Below are 26619 nucleotides of genomic sequence, written 5' to 3'. Positions count from 1 at the left end.
TCAGATCAATTGACCAGCGTCGCCGCCGCCCGGATGGCAGCTTCCTCGACACCGAACATATTGGCGATACCGACCACCATAGTGACAGCGGAGGCAATCAAGAATCCGGTCAGCAATCCGTTTTTACCGCCGTCCAGACGATCATCGCCTTCTTCACCGAAATACATCAGGAACACGATGCGCAGGTAATAATAGGCACCAATTGCCGATGCGACAGCGCTTGCCGTGACAAGCCAGATCAAACCGGCATCAATGCCCGCTTGCCACACGCCGAATTTGGCGAAAAAGCCCAGCATCGGCGGCACACCGGCCAACGAGAACAGCAACACCAGCATGGCCAACGCCTTACCCGGTGCGCGCTTGGAATACATGTTCAGCGCGGAAATATCTGCGACGGGTTGGCCGTCTTTTTCCATGCTCAAGATAAACGCAAAGGTACCGATATTCATCGTCACATAGATCGCCATATAGACCAGCATCGCCTTGACACCCAATTGCGTGCCAGCCGCCAGACCAATCAAAGCATACCCCATATGCGCAATCGAAGAATAGGCCATCAGACGTTTGATATTGGTTTGACCAATCGCTGCAATCGCGCCCAGAAACATCGACAATACGGACAAGACCGCAACGATCTGGCTCCAATCCGCAACGGCATTGCCAAAGGCGTCATGCATCACGCGGGCGAACAATCCCATCGCCGCCACTTTCGGGGCGGTGGCAAAGAACGCCGTGATCGGGGTTGGTGCGCCCTCGTATACGTCAGGTGTCCACATGTGAAACGGCACGGCAGATACTTTGAACGCCAAGCCCGACATCATGAATACGATCCCGAACAACAGCCCCAGCGACGTGCTGCCTGACTGTGCAACGCTCATCACGCCTGCAAACTGCGTGGTGCCTGCGTACCCATAAACCAGCGATATACCGTACAGCAGCATCCCCGAGGACAACGCCCCCAAAACGAAATACTTCAGGCCGGCTTCGGTGGATTTGATGCTGTCACGGCGCAGGGACGCAACCACGTACAGCGCCAGCGATTGCAGCTCGAGGCCCATATAAAGCGACATCAGATCGCCCGCGCTGACCATCATCATCATGCCGACCACGCTCAGCGCGATCAACACGGGGTATTCAAACCGCAGCAAGCCACGTGCGCGCATATAGTCATTCGACATAATCAGCACCGCAGCGGCGCTTAGCAGGATCGTCACCTTGGCAAAACGGGCAAAGCCGTCTTCGATGAACAGCCCGTTGAACGCGATGCGCGTTTCGCCTGTGCCGGTCATGCCGATCCAGATCGCGAGCATGATCATCACCACAGACGTCGCCCAGACCAGCAATGTGCCGGTTTTATCCTTTGACGTATAGACCGCCCCTAGCAGCGCAAAGATCGCGAAAAGCGACAGCACGATTTCGGGCAGGATGACATTCAGATCAGCGGAAATCATCGCGCGGTCCTTTATTCTGAGGCCATCTGGACAGCGGCATTTGCCGCCTCCAGGGCCGTATCATAGCTAGCAACAAGGGCGGAAACTGACGGTCCTATAATATCAAGGACCAGTGCCGGATAGATGCCCAAAAGAAGGGTCATGACGATCAGCGGTGCGAAAATCCAACGCTCGCGGGTCGACATATCGGTGATTGTGCGCAGGCTTTCCTTGATCAGGTCGCCCATGACAACGCGGCGATACAGCCACAGCGCATAGGCCGCCGAGAAAATTACCCCGGTCGTCGCAACCGCAGCCACCCAGGTGTTCACTTGGAAAATCCCCATCAATGTCAGGAATTCACCGACAAACCCGGAGGTCCCCGGCAGTCCAACATTGGCCATGGTGAAGAACATGAACACCAGCGCATAGGCGGGCATCCGGTTCACCAAACCGCCATAGGCGTCAATCTCGCGGGTGTGCATGCGGTCGTAAATCACGCCCACACACAGGAACAACGCAGCCGAGATAAAGCCGTGGCTGACCATTTGGAAAATCGCACCATCAAGGCCTTGTTGGTTAAAGGCAAAGATCCCCATCGTCACAAAACCCATGTGGGCGACGGATGAATAAGCGATCAGCTTTTTCATGTCTTCCTGAACCAGCGCCACCAGCGATGTATAGACAATCGCGATTGCAGACATCCAAAGCACCAGCGGGGCCAGAACGTCAGACCCGACCGGGAACATCGGCAGCGAGAAGCGCAAGAAACCGTAGCCGCCCATTTTCAACAGGATCGCGGCCAGTACAACAGAACCGGCCGTCGGGGCCTGAACGTGTGCGTCCGGCAACCAAGTGTGCACAGGCCACATCGGCATTTTCACCGCAAAGCTGGCAAAGAAGGCCAGGAACAGCATGGTTTGCAAACCGCCAACCACAGTTATGCCGGCAATCGAGAATGTCTCGGAGGCAAAGGTGTGGGTCAGCAGGCTGACCTCGCAACCGCCGATACAGGTGGTGCCCGCATCCGCATACATCGCGACCATGGCCACCAGCATCAACACCGACCCAAGGAAGGTATAGAGGAAGAATTTAAAGCTCGCGTAAATCCGGTTCGCGCCGCCCCAGATACCGATGATCAGGAACATCGGGATCAGGCCTGCCTCGAAGAACAGATAGAACAGCACCATGTCCAAGGCCATGAACACGCCCAACATCAGCGTTTCCAGCAGCAGGAAGGCGATCATGTATTCCTTGACCCGCGTGGTCACGTTCCAGCTGGCGGCGATCACCAATGGCATCATGAATGTGGTCAGCATCACGAACAGGATCGAAATGCCATCAACGCCCATGCGGTATTTCAGGCCCATGATCCATGTCGCCTCGTCCACGAACTGAAAGCCGGTGTTGGATGGATCAAAGTCGAACAGGATGAACAGCGAGATCAGGAAGGTAACCGACGTCGTGATCAACGCCAGCCATTTCGCATTGCGTGCCGCGGCTTCGTCGTTGCCGCGCAGGAAAACGGCCAAGATCAGCGCCGCAAAGCTTGGCATAAAGGTAATGATGGAAAGCAAGTGATGGTCCATTAGTTTGCCCCCCCGCTCATCGTCATCCAAGTCACAAGGACCGCAATCCCGATCACCATGGCGAAGGCGTAGGTAAAGATGTAGCCAGATTGCACACGCCCCGCGAGCCGCGTGAAGAAGGGAATAATGCCCATGGCGATGCCATTAAGCGTCCCGTCGATGATGTTGCCGTCGCCGCGCTTCCAAAAGAAACGACCGATGGCCGAGGCCGGTTTGACGAAAATCACGTTATAGAGTTCGTCAAAATACCATTTGTTCAGCAAGAACAGGTACAAGGGGCGTTGGTTCGCCGCCAAACGACCCGGCAAACTCGGGTTCCAGATGTAGAACCATACCGCCATCAGCAGACCCAACGACATCGCTATAAACGGGCTAACCTTAACCCAAGTCGGGGCCGCATGGGCATCGTCCAAGACAGTGTTTTCAGGGCCAAAGAACAAAGCGCCCTCGCCCGGTGCACCAGCAAAGCTGGCACCGTGGTGGGCATCATCGCCGTGGCCTGCGTCAGCATGACCTGCATCAGCGTGGCTGTCCTCGGCACCCTCAACCTTGGCGTGACCATCGGCAGCCATTTCGGCCATCGGAATACCGTAAAACTCACCGATATCTTCAGCATGACCAAAGAAGCTGTTGTAAAACACCATCCCCGAGAAGATCGCACCAAGGCTCAGAACACCCAATGGGATCAACATAACCATCGGGCTTTCATGCGCGTGGTCATGGGTGTGCTTGTCACCGCGTGGCTTGCCAAAGAAGGTCATGAACATCAGGCGCCAGCTGTAGAAACTGGTCATCGCCGCGGCAATTACCAACATCCAGAATGCATAGGATGTGCCACCGGCCCAAGCGCTTTCGATAATCGCGTCCTTGGACAGGAACCCGGCAAAACCGATATGGGTCAGCGGAATGCCGACACCGGTAATGGCCAGCGTGCCGATCATCATGGCCCAGAACGTATAAGGGATCTTTTTGCGCAGACCGCCATAGTTGTTCATGTCCTGCTCGTGGTGCATCGCGTGAATGACGGACCCTGCCCCAAGGAACAACATCGCCTTAAAGAACGCGTGCGTCAGCAGGTGGAACATCGCGGCGGAATACATGCCAACGCCCGCCGCCACGAACATATAGCCCAGCTGCGAACAGGTCGAATATGCGATAACCCGTTTGATGTCGGTCTGAACCAGACCCACAGTTGCAGCAAAGAATGCAGTGGTCGCACCGATAAAGGTCACGAACATCATCGCCTCGGGCGCGAATTCCATCAGCGGCGACATGCGGCAGACAAGGAAAACACCCGCAGTAACCATTGTCGCGGCGTGGATCAGGGCGGACACAGGGGTCGGCCCTTCCATCGCGTCGGGCAACCAAGTGTGCAAGAAAAGTTGCGCCGATTTACCCATGGCACCGACAAACAACAAGAATGCCAGCAGGTTCGCCGCGTTCCAATCCGCCCACAAGAAATGCAGGGTCGTGTTCGCGAGCTCAGGTGCGGCGGCGAAAACATCATCGAACTTGATGCTGTCGGTCAGGTAAAACAGCCCAAAGATACCGAGCGCGAAACCAAAGTCACCGACACGGTTGACCACAAACGCCTTGATCGCGGCGGCATTGGCCGAGGGTTTTTTGTAATAAAAGCCGATCAACAGATACGAGGCAACGCCCACGCCTTCCCAGCCAAAGAACATCTGAACAAGGTTATCCGCCGTCACCAGCATCAACATCGTAAAGGTAAAGAACGACAGATAGGCAAAGAAGCGCGCGCGATAGGGCTCGGCGTCGCTAAAGTTTTCGTCGTGGGCCATGTAGCCGAAAGAATACAAATGCACGAGGCTGGACACGGTGGTGATCACGATCATCATAATCGCGGTCAGCCGGTCCATGCGGATCGCCCAATCTGTCGACAGGCTGCCGCTTTCGATCCAGCGCAGCAGCTGGATATGCTGTGTCTCACCATCAAAGGTCAGAAAGACGACCCAGCTTAGCAAAGCCGCCAGAAACAGCATGGCCGTTGCAAACCATTGCGCCGGCTTTTCGCCAATCAGCTTCCAACCGAAACCTGTGATCAAGGCACCAACAAGCGGCGCGAAAAGAATGATGCTTTCCATGATCTTAGCCCTTCATCACGTTGACGTCTTCAACCGCGATAGATCCACGGTTGCGGTTGAAGCAGACCAGAATGGCCAGACCAATCGCAGCTTCGGCAGCGGCGACTGTCAGAACGAAAAGGGTAAAGACCTGCCCCACCAAATCGCCCAAGAAATGCGAGAACGCGACGAAGTTAATGTTCACCGCAAGCAGCATAAGCTCGATCGACATCAACATGATGATGATGTTCTTGCGGTTCAGGAATAGCCCGAAAATGCCAATGACAAAAAGCGTCGCCGCCACTGTCAGGTAATGTTCAATTCCGATCATGTCGTCCCTCGGTTCTTTGCCCGGATCGGGCGTTCTTTAGTTCTTGGCGGTGGGGCTTAGCCCCTTATCCAGCCGTTATCCGATGATATTGTAGCCGCCGAAAACAACGATCAGCACGACAACCAACACAACAATTGTAGTTCGCGACATCGGATCACATCCTTGTTCGGGCAGCCCTTACAGGCCCTGCCCCGGTTTCACATCATTCAATTTCATCGCCTTGGCCGGATCGCGCATCATCTGCGCAACCACGTCTTGGCGTTTCACATCACCACGATGGCGCAGCGTCAGGACGATCGCCCCGATCATCGCAACCAGCAGGATCAAGCCGGACAGCTGGAACAGCAGGAAATATTCGTCATACAGGATCAAACCCAAAGCGGCAGTGTTTTGCACCTCGTCGCTAACCACTTGGGTGCGCAGCCCTTCGGCGGCGGCGTTGGCATCCCATGCGCCAAAAGCCATCACGAATTGCATCAAAACGATCAACCCGATCAGCAAACCCAGCGGCATATAGCGCGCCATTTCCGCCTTAAGCTCAGCGAAATCAACGTCCAGCATCATGACGACAAACAGGAACAAGACCGCAACCGCGCCCACATAAACGATGATCAGCAGCATCGCCACGAATTCAGCGTTCAACATCACGAACAGACCTGCCGCGCTGAGGAAGGCCAAAATCAACCACAGTACCGAATGCACCGGGTTACGGCTGATCACGGTAAAGAGCCCGCCTGCAATCACGCTGATCGCAAAAAGATAAAATGCAAAAACGCTCATGCGTCACCTTCCTTGTCATCCAGCACGTCCTGCGCAATTTGCATCGCGCGGGTCATGGCGGGGATACCGGCAAAAACCGCCATCTGTCCAATCGTCTCAATCACTTGCTGCTTATGTGCGCCCGCTTCAATCGCGTGCACAACAGCCTGTCTTAGCGCCATTTCGTTCTGCGCGCCCTGCATGGTCAGGCCCGAAATCGTCAGCAACATCCGCGTTTTGGCATCCAACCCGTCAGGGTTCATCGTGTTGCCAAACAGCGTTTCCATCATGTCTTTGGGCATCTTGCCCATCATCGCCTCGAACCCTTTGGTCGAAAAGGCATCCATCGCCGGAAAGGCTTTGGCCATTTCCTGCATCTGACGCATCATTTCTTCAAAAGGGTTGGGCGTTTGGGTCATCTGTAGGGTGCGTCCATCTCAAGATTGCGCGCAATTTCGGCTTCCCAGCGGTCGCCGTTTTCCAGCAACTTGGCCTTGTCATAATACAGCTCTTCGCGGGTTTCGGTCGAGAATTCAAAATTCGGGCCCTCAACAATCGCATCGACGGGGCAGGCTTCCTGACAGAAGCCACAGTAGATGCATTTTGTCATGTCGATGTCATAGCGCGTTGTGCGGCGGCTGCCGTCTTCACGCGGTTCCGCGTCAATTGTAATCGCTTGCGCCGGGCATACCGCCTCGCAAAGTTTGCACGCGATGCAACGCTCTTCGCCATTGGCATAGCGGCGCAGGGCATGTTCACCACGGAAACGCGGCGACAATGGCCCCTTTTCATGGGGGTAGTTGATCGTCGCCTTGGGCTTGAACATATACTTAATGCCCAGCTTCAGACCGTGATAGAAATCCTGCAACAGGAAATATTTGGCGTGACGGGTGTAGTCTGTCATCGGATCAGCCCCCTACTGTCCAGCGTGCGTAAACACCCCAGAACCATTCGAATTTTGCCGCAAAGGCCACGAAAACCACCCAGAACAGCGAGAACGGCAGGAAGACCTTCCAGCCCAAACGCATCAGCTGGTCATAGCGGTAGCGTGGTGTAATCGCCTTGACCAAGGAGAAGAAGAAGAACACCAGACCCATTTTGGCGACCATCCAGAAGATGCCATCGGGCAGACCCGGAATGGGGGACAACCAACCGCCAAAGAACATCAACGAGATCAGCGCGCACATCAGAACGACGGCAACCAGTTCGCCGATCATGAACAGCAGGAATGGTGTCGAGGAGTATTCAACCTGATAGCCCGCAACCAATTCTGATTCCGCTTCCGGCAGATCGAACGGGGGGCGGTTTGTTTCGGCCAAGGCACTGATAAAGAACAAGATCAGCATCGGGAAGTGTGGCAACCAATACCAGCTTAGCAATCCGTAATTGCTGTCTTGCGCCGCAACGATCCCGCTAAAGTTCATCGAACCCGTCGAGATAATCACACCGATGATGATCAACCCGATAGACACCTCGTAAGAGATCATCTGCGCCGCAGAACGCAAGCTGCCAAGGAACGGGTATTTGGAGTTCGAGGCCCAGCCGCCCATGATCACACCATATACCTCGAGTGAGGAAACTGCGAAGACAAACAGGATCGCCACGTTGATGTCGGACAACACCCAACCGTCATTGAACGGGATCACGGCCCAGGCAACCAGCGCCATGACCAAAGTGACCATGGGGGCCATGAAAAATACGGGCCGGTCTGCACCGGCGGGCACCACGATCTCTTTGACGATGTATTTGCCGAAATCCGCAAAGGATTGCAGCAAGCCGTACACACCAACCACGTTCGGCCCGCGGCGCAGCTGAACGCTCGCCCAGATCTTGCGGTCTGCATACATCAAGAAGGCCAGCGCCAGCAGCAACGGCACTACGATCAAGAGAATCTGGCCAATGATCAGAAGGATCGTGCCAAGCGTGGTGTTAAAAAAGAAGTCAGCCATAGGTCCTCACACCGTCGGTATGCCGCGTTCCATGCAGTTTTGCACGGTCACTTCGGCATCAATTGTCTTCAAGCCCCGTGGCAGGCTTGGCGAGATGGTGTAAACAGCATCTGCGTGCCAGACGCCACCCACGATCTCAACATTTGTACGCACATGGCGGGCAAATCCAAAGCCCCGGATCAAGGTATACCGCGCCGCAGCGCATTCCGCATAGTCCGCCACATTCTCGGCCGACCGCGCCTTGGTCATGGCCACGTTAAACTGCACCAAATCACCATCCAGCAATTTGGTTTCCACGCCCTGATAATCGGGAATGAAATCCTCTGCCATGGGGGCCTGCGCCTCGCAGCCGGCCATCATAACAGGGATCATCATCATCCCCAAAACCCTCACTCCGCCGCCATGGGCGCTTCGCGGCGGGCTTTGGCATTCGCCGAAAGTTCCGCCATCAGCTCGCTGGCCCGCGCGATGGGGTTGGACAGATAGAAATCGGTAATCGCAGGCTGGAACGCCGCGCTGTCCATTTCGGCCTGTGGCAAAGCGGCCCAGTCGTTTGCAGCAACCTGATCGATATCGCCCAGATGAGGAACCTCTGCCACCAACACCTTGCGCAAGGCTGCCAGGGAATCAAACGGCAAGGTCGCGCCCATCTCGGCGCTCAGCGCGCGCAGGATGGCCCAGTTTTCCTTGGCCTGACCGGGCGCAAAGCTGGCACGCGCCGCCAATTGAGGACGCCCTTCGGTGTTGACGAACAACCCGGCTTCCTCGGTATAGGCGGCACCCGGCAGGATGATGTCGGCGCGATGTGCACCCCGATCGCCATGGCTGCCCTGATAGATCACGAAAGGACCAGCAGGCACATCGCCCTCGTCCGCACCAAGGTTATAGACAACATCAGCGGCCACGACGTCGGTAACACCGCCGTCTGTCACAGCGCCGATATCCATTGCACCCACGCGGGACGCGGCGGTGTGCAGCACCATAAAGCCGGATTTCGTTGCCTCGGCCAGTGCCATCGCGGCGGCCAGAACAGCAGCACCATCTTCGCGGGCCAAAGCGCCCATGCCAACGATTACCAGCGAAGGTTTCTCAGCAACGTCAGAGTGATCGCGTGTCAGCAGATCATTCAGAACCGCAGGACCATTGCCCAGATGCGCGTGATCATAGGTCAGATCGGCGGCGGGGCCGACGTGGCCAATATCAGCGCCGCGAGCCCAAGCCTTGCGAATGCGGGCGTTCAGAACCGGAGCCTCAACAGCCGGGTTCGTGCCGATCAACATGATCGCCTTAGCCGTATCAATGTCTTCGATGGTCGCGGTACCAACATAGCCGGACCGGTTTCCAGCAGGCAGTTTTGCACCATCGGTGCGGCATTCGACAACGCCACCCTGCCCCTCGATCAGCTGCTTCAGCGCGAATGCAGCCTCAACCGGAACCAGATCACCGATCAGGCCCGCAACCTTTTTGCCCTTCATGGCAGCCGCGGCGGCGGCCAATGCTTCGGGCCATTCAGCTTTGCGCAGCTTGCCGTTTTCACGGATATAGGGTGTGTCCAAACGCTGGCGGCGCAGGCCGTCCCAAACGAAACGCGTTTTGTCGGAAATCCATTCCTCGTTCACGCCATCATGGTTGCGCGGCAACATGCGCATGACTTCGCGGCCTTTGGTATCAACGCGGATGTTCGACCCAAGCGCGTCCATCACATCAATGGATTCGGTCTTGGACAATTCCCAGGGACGGGCGGTAAAGGCGTAGGGTTTCGACACCAACGCACCAACGGGGCACAAATCGATGATATTGCCCTGCAGGTTCGAATCAAGGGTCTGACCTAGATAGGCTGTAATCTCGGCGTCTTCACCACGGCCCGTCTGGCCCATCTGGTGAATACCGGCAACTTCGGTGGTGAAACGCACGCAGCGGGTGCAGGAAATGCAGCGCGTCATGTGGGTTTCGACCAGTGGCCCCAGATCAAGGTCTTCGGTCGCGCGTTTGGGTTCGCGGTAGCGGCTGAAATCAACGCCGTAGGCCATCGCCTGATCTTGCAAATCACATTCGCCGCCCTGGTCGCAGATCGGGCAATCCAGCGGGTGGTTGATCAGCAAAAATTCCATCACGCCCTCGCGGGCCTTTTTAACCATGGGCGAATTGGTTTTAACGACAGGCGGCTGGCCTTCGGGGCCGGGGCGCAAATCGCGCACCTGCATCGCACAAGATGCGGCAGGCTTGGGCGGGCCGCCCACAACTTCAACAAGGCACATCCGGCAGTTACCCGCGATCGACAGCCGCTCGTGATAGCAGAAACGCGGAATTTCCACGCCCACTTCCTCGCAAGCCTGAATAAGCGTCATCGCCCCTTCGACTTCGACTTCTTTACCGTCAATGATGATTTTGCGGATATCGCTCATATGCTTATTTCGCTCTCAGTAACGAACCGATACGGCTCGATTTTTGGATTTCTGCACGCCCAAGCGTACAATAGCTTTGTGGGTCCGAAGTATCGACCCCATTTGCCTCTAAATATGCAGCGCCACGGGCTTTCATACGCGCTTTTTCCGCCGGGCTTTTCCGGTATGCATCAATTTGGGCTTCTGTATAGCCCAAGGTTCTCGCTGTTTGGTGAATATTATTCAAATAGCTGATGGCGCGCAGAAAGCGGGCGGAAATATCGGGGCACTCTTTGCGAATCTGGTCGGCCAAGCCCAAATCCAGCAGCGCGTCATCCACGGCAGGCACATCACGCAAAGCAGGCTTGGCGGCAGCCGGGCTGGCCAGCAGCGCCACAGATAATACAGCAGTTAAAACGTTACGCATTTTACTCTCCTCATGCAGGGGGGCAGAATGCCCCTTCTGCATATGGGAACTGACGCCGTTGTTATACAATAACATCCCGAAATCAGCCATTTGCATGCGGTGTGTCGCGCAATCCATCAAGAAGGGCAAGACCCAGAAAAGGTCAAACTATCATCAACAAGGACAAGATCATCGGCAGGGCTGTCGGGGCCAACGACCCAAGCGATGTCGGAACTGCCATAGTTGTTCACACAATAGGAGGTCGCGTCATAGCGGGCCGCCTCTCGGGCACCATCGATAGACTGCGATGCGTTCTTGACCAACAGCGTGAATACATCACGTTGACCGTCAACTTTACTTAGCTTGGTATTGAAATATATGCCGTCAAACGCGATCCGGTCCTCTCGGGAAGAGCACCCGGCCACAGCAGCAACTATTGTCAAAGCAATTACAAAAAATCTCATCTTATTACTCCGCCGCAATGGCCTGGCATCCGTCGGTGCGCCAACGGGTTGCCTGTTTCAGATGCGCCCAGCCAAAAGCATGGTCGCTGTCGCCGTGTTCGCGCAGATGGTCCAAACGCGCCAACGCTTCTTCTAGGGTAGGTTGGTGGCCCTTTGGCACCCACCACATTACGAAATGCATCTTGCCCAAAACCTCGAACCATTCAGCGCGACGGGCATAAAACTGCTTGTGGATCGTCCCCCAGACAAATTGCTCAAGTGTTTCGACATCTTCCCAAACGGTCAGGTTCGACACATGCTGGGGATCGTCGCCTATCTTGGCCTCGGTGTTGCCGGTGCCCGGCTCGCCCGACCCTTCCATCATCCACACAAAACCGGGCATCCGTTTGCCCAAACTGTTGATCCGGTCAAGGTTGTCCATGAATTCAGCAACACGCGGATCATCCGTGGGGGCCAAAAGCCGGCCTACGTTCAATTCTGCCAGATGCATGTCTTTCATCACCGTCTCCTATCTTGCGAGGGGCACCACATCATCCAACGTTTGCCCGGACGACACATGATGGCCTAGGGATAAAACCCCGCGACCCCTGCCTAGAATGCCGCCACGATTGTCATAATCACCAACCCGAAAATGCAAAACATCCCTGTCGCAAAACATGCCGACCGCGCGGGCTGATTTGTTGTGCGTATATGGACAACCGCCATCCCGATACGTGCCACGATAAAGATCGACGCCAGCAGGTTCACCCAGAACGGCGATGCACCGATCAAAATAGCCGCAACCGTCGCCGCGATGAACGGGCCACTGTTTTCAACGGCGTTCATGAATGCGCGTTCACTGCGGTAGACAGGGTCGTCATAGTTCCGCTTGGGCTTGCCACAGTCGCAGCGCCCCTCGGGCGTGCGGCCACGGATTGATATCATACCCAATACGTTGACGATCAGTGCCCAAAGGGCAAGCGATGTGATGGCGTGGCTATAGGTGGCGAAGGCTTCCATAGTGTTTTTACTCCGCTGCGACGGCGCTGACGCGGCCGGTTCGCTTGTGCTTGATACGATCTTCGATTTCGTCGCGGAAGTGGCGGATCAGACCCTGAATTGGCCAGGCTGCCGCATCGCCAAGGGCACAGATCGTGTGACCTTCAACCTGCTTGGTCACGTCCAATAGCATATCGATTTCAGCCGGTTCGGCATCGCCGGTCACCAGACGATCCATCACACGCATCATCCAGCCGGTCCCTTCGCGGCAGGGCGTGCATTGGCCACAGCTTTCGTGCTTGTAGAACTTGGCCAAACGCCAGATCGCCTTGATCACGTCGGTGGAGTTATCCATGACAATCACCGCCGCCGTACCCAGACCGGACCGTTGCTCGCGCAGGTAATCGAAATCCATAATCGCGTCGCGCATCTGCGCGCCGGGGATCATCGGAACGGACGACCCGCCCGGAATAACCGCCTTGAGGTTGTCCCAGCCGCCGCGAATACCGCCGCAATGCTTTTCAATCAGCTCTTCAAAACCGATGCTCATCGCTTCTTCGACGACGCAAGGGTTGTTTACGTGGCCGGAAATCGCAAACAGCTTGGTGCCCGCATTGTTCGGGCGTCCAAAGCTCGAAAACCACTCGGGCCCACGGCGCAGGATCGTGGGCACAACGGCAATCGATTCCACGTTGTTCACTGTGGTCGGGCAACCATAAAGGCCAGCCCCCGCAGGGAATGGTGGCTTCATACGGGGCATGCCTTTTTTACCTTCAAGGCTTTCCAGCAATGCGGTTTCTTCGCCGCAGATATAGGCCCCCGCCCCGTGGTGCAGGTAAATGTCGAAATCATAACCGGATTTGCAGGCATTCTTGCCGACCAGACCGGCATCATAGGCCTCGTCAATCGCGGCCTGAAGCGCCTCGCGCTCGCGGATATATTCGCCACGGATGTAGATGTAGCATGCGTTGGCCTGCATCGCGAAGCTGGCGATCAGACACCCTTCGATCAGCGTGTGCGGATCGTGGCGCATAATTTCACGGTCTTTACAGGTGCCGGGTTCGGATTCATCCGCATTCACCACCAAATAGCTGGGGCGACCGTCGCTTTCCTTGGGCATGAAGGACCATTTCAGACCAGTCGGGAAGCCCGCACCACCACGACCACGCAGGCCAGACGCTTTCATCTGGTCAATGATCCATTCGCGGCCATTCTTCAGGATATTCGCAGTGCCATCCCAATGGCCACGCGCCTGCGCGCCTTTCAGCGTCCGGTCGTGCATACCATAGATATTGGTAAAGATGCGGTCTTGATCCTGGAGCATATTGCTTGCCTTTATGTCTCGCAGCCGTGCTGCGCTTACTGTTCTATTCCTGTGCGGCGTACCGCGTTTTCTTTTAACCGTCGCGGCTGGCCGTTCGGGCCTTGCGCATCTGGTAGATATTCACCATCGCCCAGATCAGGGCAGCTAGGGCCGCAAAATCAAACAACAATGCATAGCGCCCCGGCAAACCGAAATACGGCGCGGCCCATTGCAATGCGATCCAAAGCAACATGGTGCCTGCAATAACCAACGCCACCATCCGACCCTTGCGGGCAAGTGCGATGTTTTCTTCTTCGGTCATCTGTCAGGCACCATATCAGGCTTTAGCTTTTCTTTTTGCGAGCAGAGAATTCGGTTTCCCCGCCAGCGGCCAAGGTTGCCGCCTGCGCCATCCAATTGTCCCGCTGAATACGGCCCTTGAAACGTACCCGCGCATCGACCCACGTAATTTCATCGGGTCCCCATTTGGCAATCTGATCAAAGTGATAGAAGCCAAGTTCGTTCAAGGTCTGTTCCAGCTTGGGTCCAACACCGCTGATCAGCTTGAGGTCATCCGCCCCACCTGCCCGTGGTTGCGTCAAGGTCTCAGGCTGGTTTTCAACGGCTGCGGCAGGAATATCCGCCGACGCCGCTGGTGCGGCTTTCTTAGGCGCAGCGGCCTTTTTAGCAGGTGCTTTTTTGGTCGCTGCTTTTTTGGGCGCTGCTTTCTCGGCTTTAGGGGCCTCGTATTTATAGCTCCCCTTGCGCGCGGCCAGTTCTTCTTGGCCCTTCAAGGGTTTGCTAGGTTTGACACCTGAAAACGCTGCCTTTTCTGTCACTGCGGCAGCAGATGTACCGGCTGTGGCCTCGGACGCGGCACCGCCAACATCGGCAGATGCAGTGGCGTGGGATCCGGATGCAGGTGCCGCAGATACCGGCGCTGCAGGTGCGGGTGTCGGCGCAGGCGCTGGTGCCGATGCTTGAGCAGGTGCATCAACGACCTTGCTACACCACATAGTCACAAGCACGAAATACGCGATAAGACCCAGGACGATGCCCAAGATCAACGACATGAAGAAGCCCCAGCCGAAAACCAACCAAAACAAAAGAGCGGCAACAAGGCCAATACCAGCCCCCCACCGCGTGCACCCACGTTTACACTCTTCTTTTTCCGTTAAACTTGTCATGTTCGTCCCTTCATACCATTCAAGATGATTAATTATCCTTTATAGATATCATCTTTTTTGGCGCGGGACGAGAATTCTGTTTCCTCGCCTGCGGCCAGCTTTTTAGCTTGGTCAATCCAGCCATCACGGCTCGCACGTCCTTTGAACCCGGCAAGGTGCTGATCCACCCAAGCCAGCTCATCCGCTGTCCAGCTTGCGACCTGGTCAAAGTGGAAGAAACCAAGGTCATTCACCAGCTTTTCAAGCTTGGGACCGACGCCCTTGATCAGCTTGAGGTTATCCGCAGCACCGCCGCGCGGGGCGTCCAGAGTTGCAGGTTTGGTGCCCATGGCATCAGCATTCTTTTCCGCCGAGACAGCAATGCCGGGTTTGGGCGCAGGTGTCTTGGGTTCGGGTGCGACGCTGCCTTGAGCGGGTTTGGCGATGGCCTTGTCGCCCTTGGCTTCGCCCGGTGCCTCTGACTTTTGGTCAGAGCTGTCGCCAACATTGCGCGGTGCAGATTTTTCTGCCGCAGTGCGTCCGCCTTGCGCGCCATCGGGGCCGCTTGGGGGCATTTGATCATCGCGTGCTGTCGCTTTTTTGGAGACCTTACCAGCGGCTTTGCCTTGCCAAGGTGCTGTAAATGGCACCTCGGTCCCGTCAATCCGTTTGATAGTATCGCCAATATCCACCGCCAGCTGCACGCTTGCGTTATATTGGGTTTTACCGCTGTCGTGATCTGTGAGGCTGGTCAAACCCGACAAGGGCTCGGACGCGTAGCGACCGTTCTGAGGGCCGGGAACAGGAACTTTCCCCTCTGCCATCTCGTCGATCATTGTAGCGAAGCCTTCGGTCGTCAGGTCTTCGTAATAGTCTTTGCCGATCTGGGCCATCGGCGCGTTTGAACACGCGCCCAGACATTCAACTTCTTCCCAAGAGAATTTGCCATCTGCGCTGATTTGATGCGGTTGGGCTGCGATCTTGTCTTTGCAGACCTTGATCAGGTCTTCGGCACCGCAAATCATGCAAGACGTCGTGCCGCAAATCTGGAAATGAGCCACTTCGCCCACGGGCTGCAACTGGAACATGAAATAGAACGTCGCAACTTCGAGACCGCGGATATAGGCCAGCCCCAGCATTTCAGACACATGTTCAATCGCAGGACGGCTGAGCCAGCCCTCTTGCTCTTGCGCGCGCCAGAGCAGTGGAATGATTGCCGAAGCCTGACGGCCTTCGGGGTATTTGGTGATCTGCGCTTCGGCCCATACCTGGTTGTCAGGGGTAAAGGCAAAGCTTGTCGGTTGGTCAGGGTGTAGACGGCGCAGCATCAGATCAGGCTTTCGTTCTGGCAGAGACGGCAGGCGCCTCCGGCGGGAGTTTATTTGGCAAAATGAAAATGGCGGGTCCGATCAACGGTCAACCTCGCCAAAGACGATATCCATGGTACCGATGATCGCCGCGACATCCGCCAGCTGGTGGCCCTTGGCCAGGTAATCCATCGCTTGCAGGTGCAAATAGCCCGGTGCGCGCAGTTTCGCGCGGTAGGGTTTGTTGGTGCCATCCGCGACAAGATACACGCCGAATTCGCCTTTCGGCGCTTCGACCGCGCAATAGACTTCGCCGGCGGGGACGTGGAACCCTTCGGTATAGAGTTTGAAGTGGTGGATCAGGCTTTCCATATCGGTCTTCATCGCGGACCGGCTGGGTGGTGTGATCTTGCCACGTGCCAACACATCGCCCTGCCCTTCGGGTTCGCGCAATTTCGCGATCGCCTGCTGGATGATGTAGGTGGATTGGCGCATTTCTTCCATCCGGACCAGATAGCGGTCATAGCAATCGCCATTCACGCCGGTCGGGATTTGGAACTCAAATTCATCATAACATTCATAGGGTTCTGCGCGACGCAAATCCCATGCCATGCCGGAGCCGCGTACCATCACGCCCGAGAAACCCCAGTCTTGGATGTCTTGAGCACTGACAACGCCGATATCGACATTGCGTTGCTTGAAAATGCGGTTTTCGGTCAGCAATTCGTCGATGTCGACCATGAAGCCCGACAGAAATTTATGCGACCATGTTTCGATATCGTCCAGCAAGGCTGGCGGCAAATCCTGATGAACACCGCCGGGGCGGAAATAGGCCGCGTGCAGACGCGCACCACAGGCCCGTTCATAAAAGATCATCAGATCTTCGCGCTCTTCAAAGCCCCACAGCGGCGGGGTCAGCGCGCCAACGTCCATCGCCTGCGTGGTCACGTTCAGCAGGTGCGACAGGATCCGGCCAATTTCGGAATAGAGTACGCGGATCAGCGACGCGCGGCGTGGCACAACAACGCCAGTCAGCTTTTCAATGGCCAGACACCAGGCGTGTTCTTGGTTCATCGGGGCCACATAATCCAGCCGGTCGAAATACGGCAGGTTTTGCAGATAGGTCCGGCTTTCCATCAGCTTTTCGGTACCACGGTGCAGCAGACCGATATGCGGATCGCAACGTTCGACAATCTCGCCGTCCAGCTCAAGCACCAGACGCAAAACGCCGTGGGCCGCCGGGTGTTGCGGGCCAAAGTTGATGTTGAAATTGCGGATTTTCTGTTCGCCGGTCAGGGCGTCTTCGAAACCTTTGGTGCCGTCCATCATTTACGCTCCAACTCGGTCAGTTTTAGGCCCACCCACCACAGCAACGCAATCGTGCCAAAGGGGACCACGCAGGCCACGGACCAATATTTGTTGATGCCGAAAAACGGCAAAATCTTCACCATCGGGATGATTGTCAGGGCCGAAAGAATGAACCACCACAGGCCTCCCATTATTTGGCCTCCGGCTTTTCGTCACCCGGAAGGATGTATTCAGCGCCTTCCCATGGGGACATGAAATCAAACTGGCGGTATTCCTGAACCAGGGACACGGGTTCATAAACGACGCGCTTTTCAACCTCGTCATAGCGAACTTCGGTATAGCCAGTTGTCGGAAAATCCTTGCGCAGCGGATGGCCGCGGAAGCCATAATCGGTCAGCAAACGGCGCAAATCGGGGTGCCCTGCGAACAGGATGCCGAACATGTCGAATACTTCACGTTCGAACCAGTTGGCCGAAGGGTGGATGGCGACAATAGACGGCACCATGTCTTCTTCGCGGGCGGCGACGCGCAGCCGAATGCGGTGGTTCTGGAACATCGACAGGAAGTGATAGATCACGTCGAAGCGTTTGGCCCGACCGGGGTAATCCACAGCGGTGATGTCGACCAAAGACGTCAGACGGCAGGTTGCATCGCTTTTGATAAATTCCACCAGACCCGGCAGATTGGCCTGGGTCACATCCATGTTCAGCTCACCATGGGCGATTTCCCAGCCCAAGATGCAATCGGGGCGTTTTGCCTCGATATACGCGCCAAGTTCGTTCAGTTGTTCTGACATATCAGCCCCTTAGCGAACAATTGTGCCGGTGCGGCGCATTTTGCGCTGCAATTGCATGATGCCGTACAACAGCGCCTCTGCCGTTGGGGGGCAGCCGGGTACGTAGATGTCAACCGGCACGATCCGGTCACAGCCGCGCACGACAGAATAGCTGTAGTGGTAATAGCCACCGCCATTGGCGCAGGACCCCATCGAGATCACATAGCGTGGTTCGGGCATCTGGTCGTAGACCTTGCGCAGGGCCGGTGCCATCTTGTTGGTCAAGGTCCCCGCAACGATCATCAAGTCGGACTGACGCGGGCTAGCGCGCGGCGCAGTGCCAAAGCGTTCAAGGTCATAGCGTGGCATCGAGGTGTGCATCATCTCGACCGCACAGCAGGCCAGACCGAATGTCATCCAATGCAGCGAACCGGTACGCGCCCAGTTGATCAGATCCTCGGTCGAGGTCAGCAGAAAACCCTTGTCCTGCAATTCCTTGTTCAGGTTTTGGGTGGCCACATCACGGTCCATCCCGGCCGTATTGGCCCCCGCGGCTGCTACTGCCATTCCAAAGCTCCCTTTTTCCACTCATATGCAAAGCCGGCGGTAAGCACGGCCAGGAACACCATCATCGACCAGAAACCGGCCATGCTCACATCCTGAAAGGCGACCGCCCAGGGAAAGAGAAATGCAATTTCGAGATCGAAAATGATGAAAAGAATCGACACGAGGTAGAACCGCACATCAAATTTCATCCGCGCATCGTCAAATGCGTTAAAGCCACATTCATACGCCGACACTTTTTCAGGGTCTGGATTGCGCACCGCGATCACCACGGCTGCCAACATTAAAACAAGGCCAAGACCAATGGCCACGGCCAAGAAAATAAGGATTGGCAGGTATTCCCGCATCATCTCGTCCAAGGGGAAGCTCCTTTGCGTATGGGGGGCGACAATGCGCCTTACCTGTCAGGCGGCAAACCCAACTGATTGGGGTTTACCCCCCTGCTACGTCCGGGTCAACAGAACCCGCCACATTTGAAGCATCCATTTCCAGACGCGATTATGGCGCGATCACGGTCAGATCAATAAACGTGCAGCGTGTTATTTTCCGGGTGGATCGACATAGTCGCGCCAGCTGTGCTCCGGGGCAAAGCCCAGCATATCGCGCGCCTTTTTATTGGTGAAAAATGTCTCGTTTTGGCCCATCTCGCGGGTTTTCGGCACATCCTTATAATGGTGCTGGATCAGCTCGTCTGTTGTGCGGTCCACCGAATGGTCGTCATTGGCGACGTTAAACACCTCATAGCCCAAGCCATCGGTCGCCAAACACCGCGCCACCATCTGCCCCAGATCACGCGCATCGATATAGGCAAATATATTGCGGCGACGCTGGTCGGGGTCGTCGATAAAATCGGGAAAAATACGCGCATATTCATCAGGCTCGATCACGTTGTTGATTCGAAGCCCATAGATATCGGCCCCCGTCCGCGCCTGAAAACTGCGCGCTGTCGCCTCGTTGCAGACCTTGGACATAGCATAGCTGTCATGGGGAACGGTCGGGTGTTCCTCATCTATGGGAATATACTGCGGCTTCATCTCTCCATCCGCGAAACAGATGCCATAAGTCGTCTCGGAGGAGGCAAAGATCACCTTGCGCACCCCTGCCTTGAGCGCCGCATCGATGACATTATAGGTGCCCATGGTGTTAACGCGGAATGTCTCGTTGTCAGACCGGATCAGAATGCGCGGGATCGCTGCAAAATGCACAACGGCATCGAACGCAGGCATGCCCTTGCCCGGTTCCAGCTCGGCCAGATTGGCATAGCTTTGCATCACGTCAAACATCTGCCCCGCATCGGTGATGTCCGCAATGCGGTTATCGACGCCGGGGTGATCCAGCGGTTCAAGGTCGACATTCAACAGCTGATGCCCTTGGTCGATCAGATAGGGCACCACATGCCGCCCCGCCTTGCCGCTGCCGCCAGTAAACAAAATCCGCATGATATTTCCCTCAATACTCCCGCTCAAGGGCGACGTAACTTAATGCACGGTTAAATCAACCCGAGGCCCAAGCTGGCTTGCGCTTGTCGAAAAAGGCACCAATGCCTTCGGCGGCTTCCTCGGTCTCCCATCTTGCGGCTAATGCTGCGATGGTGTGCGCGACCACATCGGCGTCAATGCGGGGACCTAAATCGCGTGCCAATTGCTTTGCTGCGGCCACGGCACCGGGCGCACAAGACAGATACGGCACGACTTCAGCCTCGATTGCGCTATCCAGATCGTTTGCCGGAACGATCCGCGCCAACAGCCCCAGATCGACGGCCTCTTGCGCATCAAACAGCCGCGCCGACATGAACACACGGCGCGCGCGCCCTTCGCCCATGCGCGCCAGCACATATGGCCCGATAGTCGCGGGAATGATGCCCAGCCGTGTCTCGGTGAACCCCATCTTGAGGGTATCGACACCAATCGCCACATCGCAGACCGACGCCATGCCAACCCCGCCGCCAAAGGCATTGCCCTGCACCCGCCCGATCAACGGCTTCGGCAGCGTGTTCAGCGCGCCCAGCATCGTGGCCAGCTTGCCTGCCTCGGCCGACCGCGTGGCGGCATCCATATCGCGCTGCGCTTGCATCCAGCCCAGATCGCCACCTGCGCAAAAGCTTTTGCCGGCACCGGTCAACACAACCACCCGCACCGCATCATCAGCGCCCAGCTGCGCCGCCGCCTGTGTCAGCTCCGCGATCATCTGCGCCGACATGGCGTTGTGCTTTTCCTCCCGCGCAAGGGTCAGCGTGGCGACCCCGCGCGGGCCCGTTTCAATCTTGATCGTCTCGAACATCAACCGTTCCTCATCTGCCGTGCCAAGGCCGCGGCTTCCTCGATCAATGCTTGATCCAGCCCCGTTTCATATCCCAATGCCGTCAGATGGGCGTTCACCGCTTCGGTCGCCACATTGCCCGCAGCACCGGGGGCAAAGGGACAGCCGCCAAGCCCACCCACGGCCGCATCAAACACACGCACCCCCATGGACAGCGACGCATCGATGTTATCGATCGCCCGCCCGTTGGTGTCGTGAAAATGCCCCGCAAGCCGCCCAACCGGCACCACATCGCGCACCGCCAGCAACATCTTTGCAATCGTGTCCGGCGTCCCTGCCCCGATGGTATCGCCCAGCGACACCTCATAACAGCCCATTGCAAACAACCTGTCCGCTACAGCCGCAACCTGCGCAGGCGCGATGGCCCCGTCATAGGGGCATTCAATAACGCAAGACACATACCCCCTCACAGGCATGTCCACATGACGCGCCTCTTCCAGAATGGGGGCAAAACGCTCGAACGCTTCGTCGATGCTGGCGTTGATATTCTTCTGGCTGAACCCTTCACTGGCGGACGCAAAGATCGCGATCTCGTCGGCTTTCGCCGCCACCGCATCCTCGTACCCGCGCATGTTCGGCGTCAACGCCGCATAGCGGACGCCCTTGGCCCGTTTGATCCCGGCCAACACCTCGCCCGATCCTGCCATCTGCGGCACCCATTTGGGGCTGACAAAGCTGGCGATTTCGATCCGCGAAAACCCCGCCCGACTTAGCAAATCAACCAAGGCAATCTTCTCGGCCACCGGAATTTCGCGCGCCTCGTTCTGAAGCCCGTCGCGTGGCCCCACCTCGAATATCTCACAAACGCCTTTGTTCATCTCCGTCCCTCCCCTTCATTTTGCCAAATAAACTCAAAGTAACGCCATTGGCCTCACACGATCGGCCAAGGTTCAAAGAACGACTGCGCAAACAAAGGTGCCCCTTGGGGCAGTGATTTCTGGAAACCCGCGCGCCCTGAAATGCGCTGGTACCAGTCCGCCACCCGTGGATGCGCGTCCAGTTTGGCAAAATGTTGCGCCATATAGACCGCCTGCCCCACTCCGATATCCGCCGCCGTAAAGCCACTGCTTAGCAAATGATCGCGCCCCTCCAGCCGCGCCTCAATTGCATCATAGCATTTCACCACCCTAGCGGCTTCCAGCTTCATTACAATCGGGCTGCGCATGCTGTCATCGCGCAGGGCGATATGCTGCTGGGTCAGTGCTGCGCAATGTTGCGACAGGGTTTCGGCGAAATGCATCCATGTCAGCCACGCCATGCGATCCTCTGATCCGGGCATCCGGCCAAGGCCGTCCGAGCTGAACCGTTCGCACAGATATTCGCCAATGGCCCCTGTTTCGAACATCGTCTGCCCGTCGATTTCCAGCGATGGCACCCGCCCCGCGGGCGAAATCGCTAGATAGGCGGGATCGCGCAGGGATTTGTCGAACGGGTGCACGACCACTTCGAACGGCACGTCCAGCTCGTTCAGCAGCCATAGCGTACGCATGGAGCGGGTCTGTTCCGCGTGATGCAGCGTGATCATGCGGTGCCTTCCTCGGTTTCGGCCTCTAGCCGAACCAAAGCCGCCCCCGCTTCGACCTGATCGCCCGCAATGGCCAGCACCTCTGCCACCACTCCATCGCGCGCGGCCAGCAGGCTGTGCTCCATCTTCATCGCCTCAAGCACGGCCAGACGGTCGCCCTTGGCAACAGATTGCCCGACAACGGCATCAACACTGCGCACCAACCCCGGCATCGGTGCCTCGACCAGATTGCCATCACCATGGCCACCGGCAGCGCGCGCCAGCGGGTCGATCACATCAAAGACAAGCCCGTAGCCGTCAAAGACCGTGACCTGCCCCGGATGCACCGCAACTGACGCTGCGGTTTGCCCGCCAACTTGCCAGCCGGCGCCGACCCGCTGCGCAGTCACCTCGGTGCCATCTATCTGCCAAATCTGTTCACGCGGCGACATGACCTGCACCTTCAACAGATGATCCTCGCCGCCCCAGGTCAAACCGACCTGACGCAGCAAAGGTTGCCACAAGGTGAAACCCGCATCCTCCGCCGGGTCCAACAAACCCAACGCCGCCATCCCCGCCAGCGCCGCGTGACGCGGTTGCACATCAGGCGCGACGGTCAGGCTGTCGATCTCACGGCCGATCAGCCCGGTATCGACATCGCCCGCGCCAAAGCCGTCATGCCCTGCAAGTGCCCCGAGAAACGCAAGGTTCGTGACGGTGCCACCCACTTCGCAGTGATTCAACGCCGACCGCAGCTTGGACAAGGCGATTTCCCGCGTCGGTCCATGGACAATGATCTTGGCAATCATCGGGTCATAAAATGGGCTGATCGTATCGCCCGCGCGCACGCCGCTATCGGCACGGCAACCTTTTTCAAATGCCAGATGCGACAATGTCCCCGTCGCGGGCAGGAACCCTTTTGGCACGTCTTCCGCGTACAGCCGCGCCTCAAAGGCGTGGCCCTGAATGCTCAACTCATCCTGACGCATTGGCAGGCTTTCCCCCGCCGCCACGCGCAATTGCCATTCGACCAGATCAACGCCAGTGATCGCCTCGGTTACGGGATGTTCGACCTGCAACCGCGTGTTCATCTCCATAAAGAAAAACCCGTCGGGGCGCAGACCATCGGACCCGTCCACGATAAATTCGATGGTGCCCGCACCAGCATAGCCAATCGCCTCGGCTGCCGTCACTGCCGCCTGCCCCATGGCCTCGCGCATTTCAGGCGTCATGCCGGGGGCTGGTGCTTCCTCGATCACTTTTTGGTGGCGGCGTTGCAGCGAACAATCGCGTTCGAACAGATGCACAGCGCTTGTGCCATCGCCAAACACCTGCACCTCGATATGGCGCGGCTTGGTCACGAATTTCTCGACCAGCACATCGGCATTGCCAAAGGCGGTTTTAGCCTCGGACCGCGCGCTATCCAGCGCCGCTTGAAAACCATCCGCCGCTTCGACCAGACGCATGCCCTTGCCACCGCCGCCCGCGACGGCCTTGATCAACACCGGATAGCCGATTTTGTCGGCCTCGGCTGCCAGTAATGCATCGTCCTGATCCGCCCCGTGATAGCCCGGAACAACCGGCACGCCTGCTTTTACCATCAACGCCTTAGCGGCGTCCTTTAATCCCATCGCGCGGATCGCCGATGCTGATGGTCCGATAAACACCAGACCCGCTGCCTCGACAGCGTCGACGAAATCGGGGTTCTCTGACAGAAAACCATAGCCCGGGTGGATCGCCTGCGCGCCTGTGTCCAGCGCCGCCTGAATGATCACATCCCCACGCAGATAGCTATCCGCCGGGGCCGACCCGCCAATATGTACGGCCACATCCGCCATCGCCACATGTTTCGCCCCTCGGTCCGCGTCCGAATACACCGCCACACAGCGCACGCCCATCGCTTGGGCCGTTTCCATCACGCGGCAGGCAATCTCGCCCCGGTTCGCAATCAAAATTGTATCAAACATCAGGCGTAATCCTCGATCAAGGTGAAGCGTTCGCACATCAGTTTCATGTCCGGTTTGAACCCGCAGGTGCGATGGAAATACGCCTCGTAACTGGCGCGCCAGTCGTTCAGATCACGAAACTCCCCCTGTGCGGCAACAAACTCGGCGTCCATTTCGTTAAAACGCCGGGTCGAGACCTCGACTGTTTCGATCATAAAGGCAGGCGTGCCGTCCCAATTCAGCGCGATATCGCGGCGGCCCACCTCGGGGTAGGCATCACCGCCCGCGCCGTAAGCCGACGCGGCCTCGCAGGTGGCTGTTTTCTTGCCCGCACGCACCAGCGCGATGATATCCGCGCAGAGCTTCGGGTTGTCGCCAAAGCGGAATGTTTCCGCGTCTGGGTTGGCATCGACGATCTCTTGCAATGTCTTGGTCATAGCGATCCCCTCACATCCGGAACACGCCAAAGCGTGTATCCTCAATCGGTGCATTCAAACTGGCCCGCAGCGACAGCGACAACACATCGCGGCTTTTGCGCGGGTCGATCACCCCGTCATCCCAAAGCCGTGCCGAAGCATAAAGCGGATGCGACTGTTCCTCGAACATATCAATCGTCGGCTGCTTGAACTTGGCCTCGTCCTCGGCGCTCCAGCTGTCGCCAGCGCGTTCAATCGCGTCGCGTTTAACCGTGGCCAAAACCCCCGCCGCCTGCGCGCCGCCCATCACGGAAATTCGCGAATTGGGCCATGTCCACATAAAGCGCGGGGAATAGGCCCGCCCGGCCATGCCATAGTTGCCCGCGCCGAATGACCCGCCCACCAGCATGGTGATTTTCGGCACATTGGTCGATGCCACTGCGGTCACCATCTTGGCGCCGTGCCGCGCGATGCCTTCGTTCTCGTATTTGCGACCCACCATGAAACCGGTGATATTTTGCAAGAACACCAGCGGTATTTTGCGCTGCGAACACAGCTCGACGAAATGCGCACCTTTTTGGGCGGATTCCGAAAACAATACACCGTTGTTGGCGATGATCCCCACGGGGCAACCTTTGACATGGGCAAAGCCGCAGACCAGCGTTTCACCATAGCGCGCTTTGAATTCGTCGAAACGGCTGCCATCGACCAGCCGCATGATGACCTCGCGAATATCGTAAGGCGTGCGCAGATCGGCAGGCACCACGCCGAGCATTTCGGCGGGGTCATAAGCGGGTTCTTCGCTTGACTGCCACTGCACTGTCGCGGGCTTAGCTCGGTTCAGCCCCGCGACGGCACGGCGTGCAAGGGCCAGCGCATGGGCGTCATCCTCCGCCAGATAATCAGCCACACCGGACAGACGGGTGTGCACGTCGCCGCCGCCAAGGTCTTCGGCGGTTACGACCTCTCCGGTCGCGGCCTTGACCAGCGGCGGACCGGCAAGAAAGATTGTGCCCTGTTCTTTAACGATGATCGACACGTCGGACATCGCAGGCACATAGGCACCGCCCGCCGTACACGAGCCCATCACGACGGCGATCTGGGGGATGCCCTTACCGCTCATCCGCGCTTGGTTATAGAAAATCCGGCCAAAGTGATCGCGGTCGGGGAACACCTCATCTTGGTTGGGCAAGTTCGCGCCGCCGCTATCGACCAGATAGATGCAGGGCAGATGGTTTTCCTCGGCGATCTCTTGGGCGCGCAGGTGTTTTTTGACGCTCATCGGAAAGTACGTGCCGCCCTTTACCGTCGCGTCATTGCACACGATCATGCAATCGATGCCATGCACCTGCCCCACGCCCGCGATCACGCCCGCACAAGGGGCCGCCCCGCCATAAAGGCCATGTGCCGCCAGCCCGCCGACCTCAAGGAAGGGCGATCCGGGATCGAGCAAATTCGCCACCCGTTCACGCGGCAACATCTTGCCCCGGCTTTCATGGCGGGCGCGGGATTTCTCTCCACCCCCGAACGCGGCGGCGTCAGATGCGTCGCGCACGGTTTGCAACGCTTCAAGATGGGCGGCTTCGTTGGCTTTGAAGCCTTCGGATGAGGGCAACGCCTGCGAGGTCAACTTCATG

At 57.3% G+C, this 26619-nt stretch carries 30 protein-coding genes; all 30 read right to left on the bottom strand.

The window, feature by feature from the left end; genetic code table 11:
• Positions 1 to 5 precede the first annotated feature (5 nt).
• The 30 genes from nuoN to AADJ11_RS09970 all read right to left on the bottom strand — a co-directional run bounded on the left by nuoN (position 6) and on the right by AADJ11_RS09970 (position 26618).
• Complete coding sequence (gene nuoN, locus AADJ11_RS10115; protein WP_341234384.1) at positions 6 to 1451, bottom strand: NADH-quinone oxidoreductase subunit NuoN; 1446 nt, start codon at positions 1449 to 1451, stop codon at positions 6 to 8.
• 11 nt (positions 1452 to 1462) lie between these two features.
• On the bottom strand, positions 1463 to 3019 hold the full coding sequence (locus AADJ11_RS10110) for an NADH-quinone oxidoreductase subunit M (protein ID WP_341234383.1): 1557 nt from the start codon (positions 3017 to 3019) through the stop codon (positions 1463 to 1465).
• Positions 3019 to 5124, bottom strand: a complete 2106-nt coding sequence (nuoL, locus tag AADJ11_RS10105; protein ID WP_341234382.1) for an NADH-quinone oxidoreductase subunit L — start codon at positions 5122 to 5124, stop codon at positions 3019 to 3021. Before nuoL ends, AADJ11_RS10110 begins: the two co-directional genes overlap by 1 nt.
• A gap of 4 nt (positions 5125 to 5128) precedes the next feature.
• On the bottom strand, positions 5129 to 5434 hold the full coding sequence (nuoK, locus tag AADJ11_RS10100; RefSeq protein ID WP_093916121.1) for an NADH-quinone oxidoreductase subunit NuoK: 306 nt from the start codon (positions 5432 to 5434) through the stop codon (positions 5129 to 5131).
• Between the two features lie 177 nt (positions 5435 to 5611).
• Positions 5612 to 6214 (bottom strand): NADH-quinone oxidoreductase subunit J, encoded by a 603-nt coding sequence (locus AADJ11_RS10095; protein ID WP_341234381.1) that lies wholly within the window; start codon positions 6212 to 6214, stop codon positions 5612 to 5614.
• Complete coding sequence (locus tag AADJ11_RS10090) at positions 6211 to 6612, bottom strand: carboxymuconolactone decarboxylase family protein (RefSeq protein WP_341234380.1); 402 nt, start codon at positions 6610 to 6612, stop codon at positions 6211 to 6213. Before AADJ11_RS10090 ends, AADJ11_RS10095 begins: the two co-directional genes overlap by 4 nt.
• The gene (gene nuoI, locus AADJ11_RS10085; protein ID WP_093915968.1) at positions 6609 to 7097 is read right to left on the bottom strand and encodes an NADH-quinone oxidoreductase subunit NuoI; all 489 of its coding nucleotides are present in this window, start codon (positions 7095 to 7097) and stop codon (positions 6609 to 6611) included. The genes AADJ11_RS10090 and nuoI overlap by 4 nt, the downstream gene beginning before the upstream one ends.
• Positions 7098 to 7101: 4 nt before the next feature.
• Positions 7102 to 8142, bottom strand: a complete 1041-nt coding sequence (nuoH, locus tag AADJ11_RS10080) for an NADH-quinone oxidoreductase subunit NuoH (protein WP_341234379.1) — start codon at positions 8140 to 8142, stop codon at positions 7102 to 7104.
• 6 nt (positions 8143 to 8148) lie between these two features.
• Positions 8149 to 8517 carry a hypothetical protein gene (locus AADJ11_RS10075; RefSeq protein ID WP_341234489.1) on the bottom strand — a complete coding sequence of 123 codons (369 nt, stop codon included), beginning with the start codon at positions 8515 to 8517 and terminating at the stop codon, positions 8149 to 8151.
• Between the two features lie 14 nt (positions 8518 to 8531).
• On the bottom strand, positions 8532 to 10547 hold the full coding sequence (nuoG, locus tag AADJ11_RS10070; RefSeq protein WP_341234378.1) for an NADH-quinone oxidoreductase subunit NuoG: 2016 nt from the start codon (positions 10545 to 10547) through the stop codon (positions 8532 to 8534).
• Positions 10548 to 10551: 4 nt separating this feature from the next.
• Positions 10552 to 10953 (bottom strand): DUF5333 domain-containing protein, encoded by a 402-nt coding sequence (locus AADJ11_RS10065; RefSeq protein ID WP_341234377.1) that lies wholly within the window; start codon positions 10951 to 10953, stop codon positions 10552 to 10554.
• A gap of 116 nt (positions 10954 to 11069) precedes the next feature.
• On the bottom strand, positions 11070 to 11396 hold the full coding sequence (locus AADJ11_RS10060) for a hypothetical protein (RefSeq protein WP_341234376.1): 327 nt from the start codon (positions 11394 to 11396) through the stop codon (positions 11070 to 11072).
• A 4-nt stretch (positions 11397 to 11400) separates the two neighbouring features.
• Positions 11401 to 11895 (bottom strand): DUF3291 domain-containing protein, encoded by a 495-nt coding sequence (locus tag AADJ11_RS10055; protein WP_341234375.1) that lies wholly within the window; start codon positions 11893 to 11895, stop codon positions 11401 to 11403.
• A gap of 92 nt (positions 11896 to 11987) precedes the next feature.
• A complete protein-coding gene (locus AADJ11_RS10050; RefSeq protein ID WP_341234374.1) occupies positions 11988 to 12395 on the bottom strand; it encodes an MAPEG family protein in 408 nt (135 codons plus the stop codon).
• A 7-nt stretch (positions 12396 to 12402) separates the two neighbouring features.
• Positions 12403 to 13698, bottom strand: coding sequence for an NADH-quinone oxidoreductase subunit NuoF (nuoF, locus tag AADJ11_RS10045; protein WP_341234373.1), 1296 nt, complete (start codon positions 13696 to 13698; stop codon positions 12403 to 12405).
• Positions 13699 to 13771: 73 nt separating this feature from the next.
• Complete coding sequence (locus tag AADJ11_RS10040) at positions 13772 to 13999, bottom strand: DUF5337 domain-containing protein (RefSeq protein WP_341234372.1); 228 nt, start codon at positions 13997 to 13999, stop codon at positions 13772 to 13774.
• A 22-nt stretch (positions 14000 to 14021) separates the two neighbouring features.
• On the bottom strand, positions 14022 to 14864 hold the full coding sequence (locus AADJ11_RS10035) for an endonuclease (protein ID WP_341234371.1): 843 nt from the start codon (positions 14862 to 14864) through the stop codon (positions 14022 to 14024).
• A 32-nt stretch (positions 14865 to 14896) separates the two neighbouring features.
• Positions 14897 to 16171 (bottom strand): NADH-quinone oxidoreductase subunit E, encoded by a 1275-nt coding sequence (locus tag AADJ11_RS10030; RefSeq protein WP_341234370.1) that lies wholly within the window; start codon positions 16169 to 16171, stop codon positions 14897 to 14899.
• 81 nt (positions 16172 to 16252) lie between these two features.
• Entirely contained in the window at positions 16253 to 17476 is a 1224-nt protein-coding gene (locus AADJ11_RS10025) for an NADH-quinone oxidoreductase subunit D (RefSeq protein WP_341234488.1), read from the bottom strand.
• Positions 17476 to 17649, bottom strand: coding sequence for a hypothetical protein (locus tag AADJ11_RS10020; protein ID WP_175498533.1), 174 nt, complete (start codon positions 17647 to 17649; stop codon positions 17476 to 17478). The genes AADJ11_RS10025 and AADJ11_RS10020 overlap by 1 nt, the downstream gene beginning before the upstream one ends.
• Positions 17649 to 18254 (bottom strand): NADH-quinone oxidoreductase subunit C, encoded by a 606-nt coding sequence (locus AADJ11_RS10015; protein WP_341234369.1) that lies wholly within the window; start codon positions 18252 to 18254, stop codon positions 17649 to 17651. The genes AADJ11_RS10020 and AADJ11_RS10015 overlap by 1 nt, the downstream gene beginning before the upstream one ends.
• Positions 18255 to 18263: 9 nt before the next feature.
• On the bottom strand, positions 18264 to 18800 hold the full coding sequence (locus tag AADJ11_RS10010; protein ID WP_341234368.1) for an NADH-quinone oxidoreductase subunit B family protein: 537 nt from the start codon (positions 18798 to 18800) through the stop codon (positions 18264 to 18266).
• Positions 18791 to 19156 carry an NADH-quinone oxidoreductase subunit A gene (locus AADJ11_RS10005; protein ID WP_093915956.1) on the bottom strand — a complete coding sequence of 122 codons (366 nt, stop codon included), beginning with the start codon at positions 19154 to 19156 and terminating at the stop codon, positions 18791 to 18793. The genes AADJ11_RS10010 and AADJ11_RS10005 overlap by 10 nt, the downstream gene beginning before the upstream one ends.
• A gap of 180 nt (positions 19157 to 19336) precedes the next feature.
• On the bottom strand, positions 19337 to 20236 hold the full coding sequence (locus AADJ11_RS10000; RefSeq protein ID WP_341234367.1) for an NAD(P)-dependent oxidoreductase: 900 nt from the start codon (positions 20234 to 20236) through the stop codon (positions 19337 to 19339).
• A 55-nt stretch (positions 20237 to 20291) separates the two neighbouring features.
• Entirely contained in the window at positions 20292 to 21077 is a 786-nt protein-coding gene (locus AADJ11_RS09995; RefSeq protein WP_341234366.1) for a crotonase/enoyl-CoA hydratase family protein, read from the bottom strand.
• On the bottom strand, positions 21077 to 21934 hold the full coding sequence (locus AADJ11_RS09990) for a hydroxymethylglutaryl-CoA lyase (protein WP_341234365.1): 858 nt from the start codon (positions 21932 to 21934) through the stop codon (positions 21077 to 21079). Before AADJ11_RS09990 ends, AADJ11_RS09995 begins: the two co-directional genes overlap by 1 nt.
• Before the next feature lie 53 nt (positions 21935 to 21987).
• Positions 21988 to 22641 carry a glutathione S-transferase family protein gene (locus AADJ11_RS09985; protein ID WP_341234364.1) on the bottom strand — a complete coding sequence of 218 codons (654 nt, stop codon included), beginning with the start codon at positions 22639 to 22641 and terminating at the stop codon, positions 21988 to 21990.
• Positions 22638 to 24587 carry an acetyl/propionyl/methylcrotonyl-CoA carboxylase subunit alpha gene (locus AADJ11_RS09980; RefSeq protein WP_341234363.1) on the bottom strand — a complete coding sequence of 650 codons (1950 nt, stop codon included), beginning with the start codon at positions 24585 to 24587 and terminating at the stop codon, positions 22638 to 22640. Before AADJ11_RS09980 ends, AADJ11_RS09985 begins: the two co-directional genes overlap by 4 nt.
• Positions 24587 to 25003, bottom strand: coding sequence for an ASCH domain-containing protein (locus AADJ11_RS09975; protein ID WP_341234362.1), 417 nt, complete (start codon positions 25001 to 25003; stop codon positions 24587 to 24589). Before AADJ11_RS09975 ends, AADJ11_RS09980 begins: the two co-directional genes overlap by 1 nt.
• 10 nt (positions 25004 to 25013) lie before the next feature.
• Positions 25014 to 26618: a carboxyl transferase domain-containing protein gene (locus AADJ11_RS09970; protein ID WP_341234361.1), complete on the bottom strand. Its 1605-nt coding sequence runs from the start codon at positions 26616 to 26618 to the stop codon at positions 25014 to 25016.
• Position 26619: the final 1 nt, after the last annotated feature.

The sequence above is a fragment of the uncultured Sulfitobacter sp. genome (assembly GCF_964021855.1).
Classification (GTDB): Bacteria; Pseudomonadota; Alphaproteobacteria; order Rhodobacterales; family Rhodobacteraceae; genus Sulfitobacter.
Note: the sequence above shows the minus strand (reverse complement) of the source record. Positions and strands in the feature narration are given on the sequence as shown.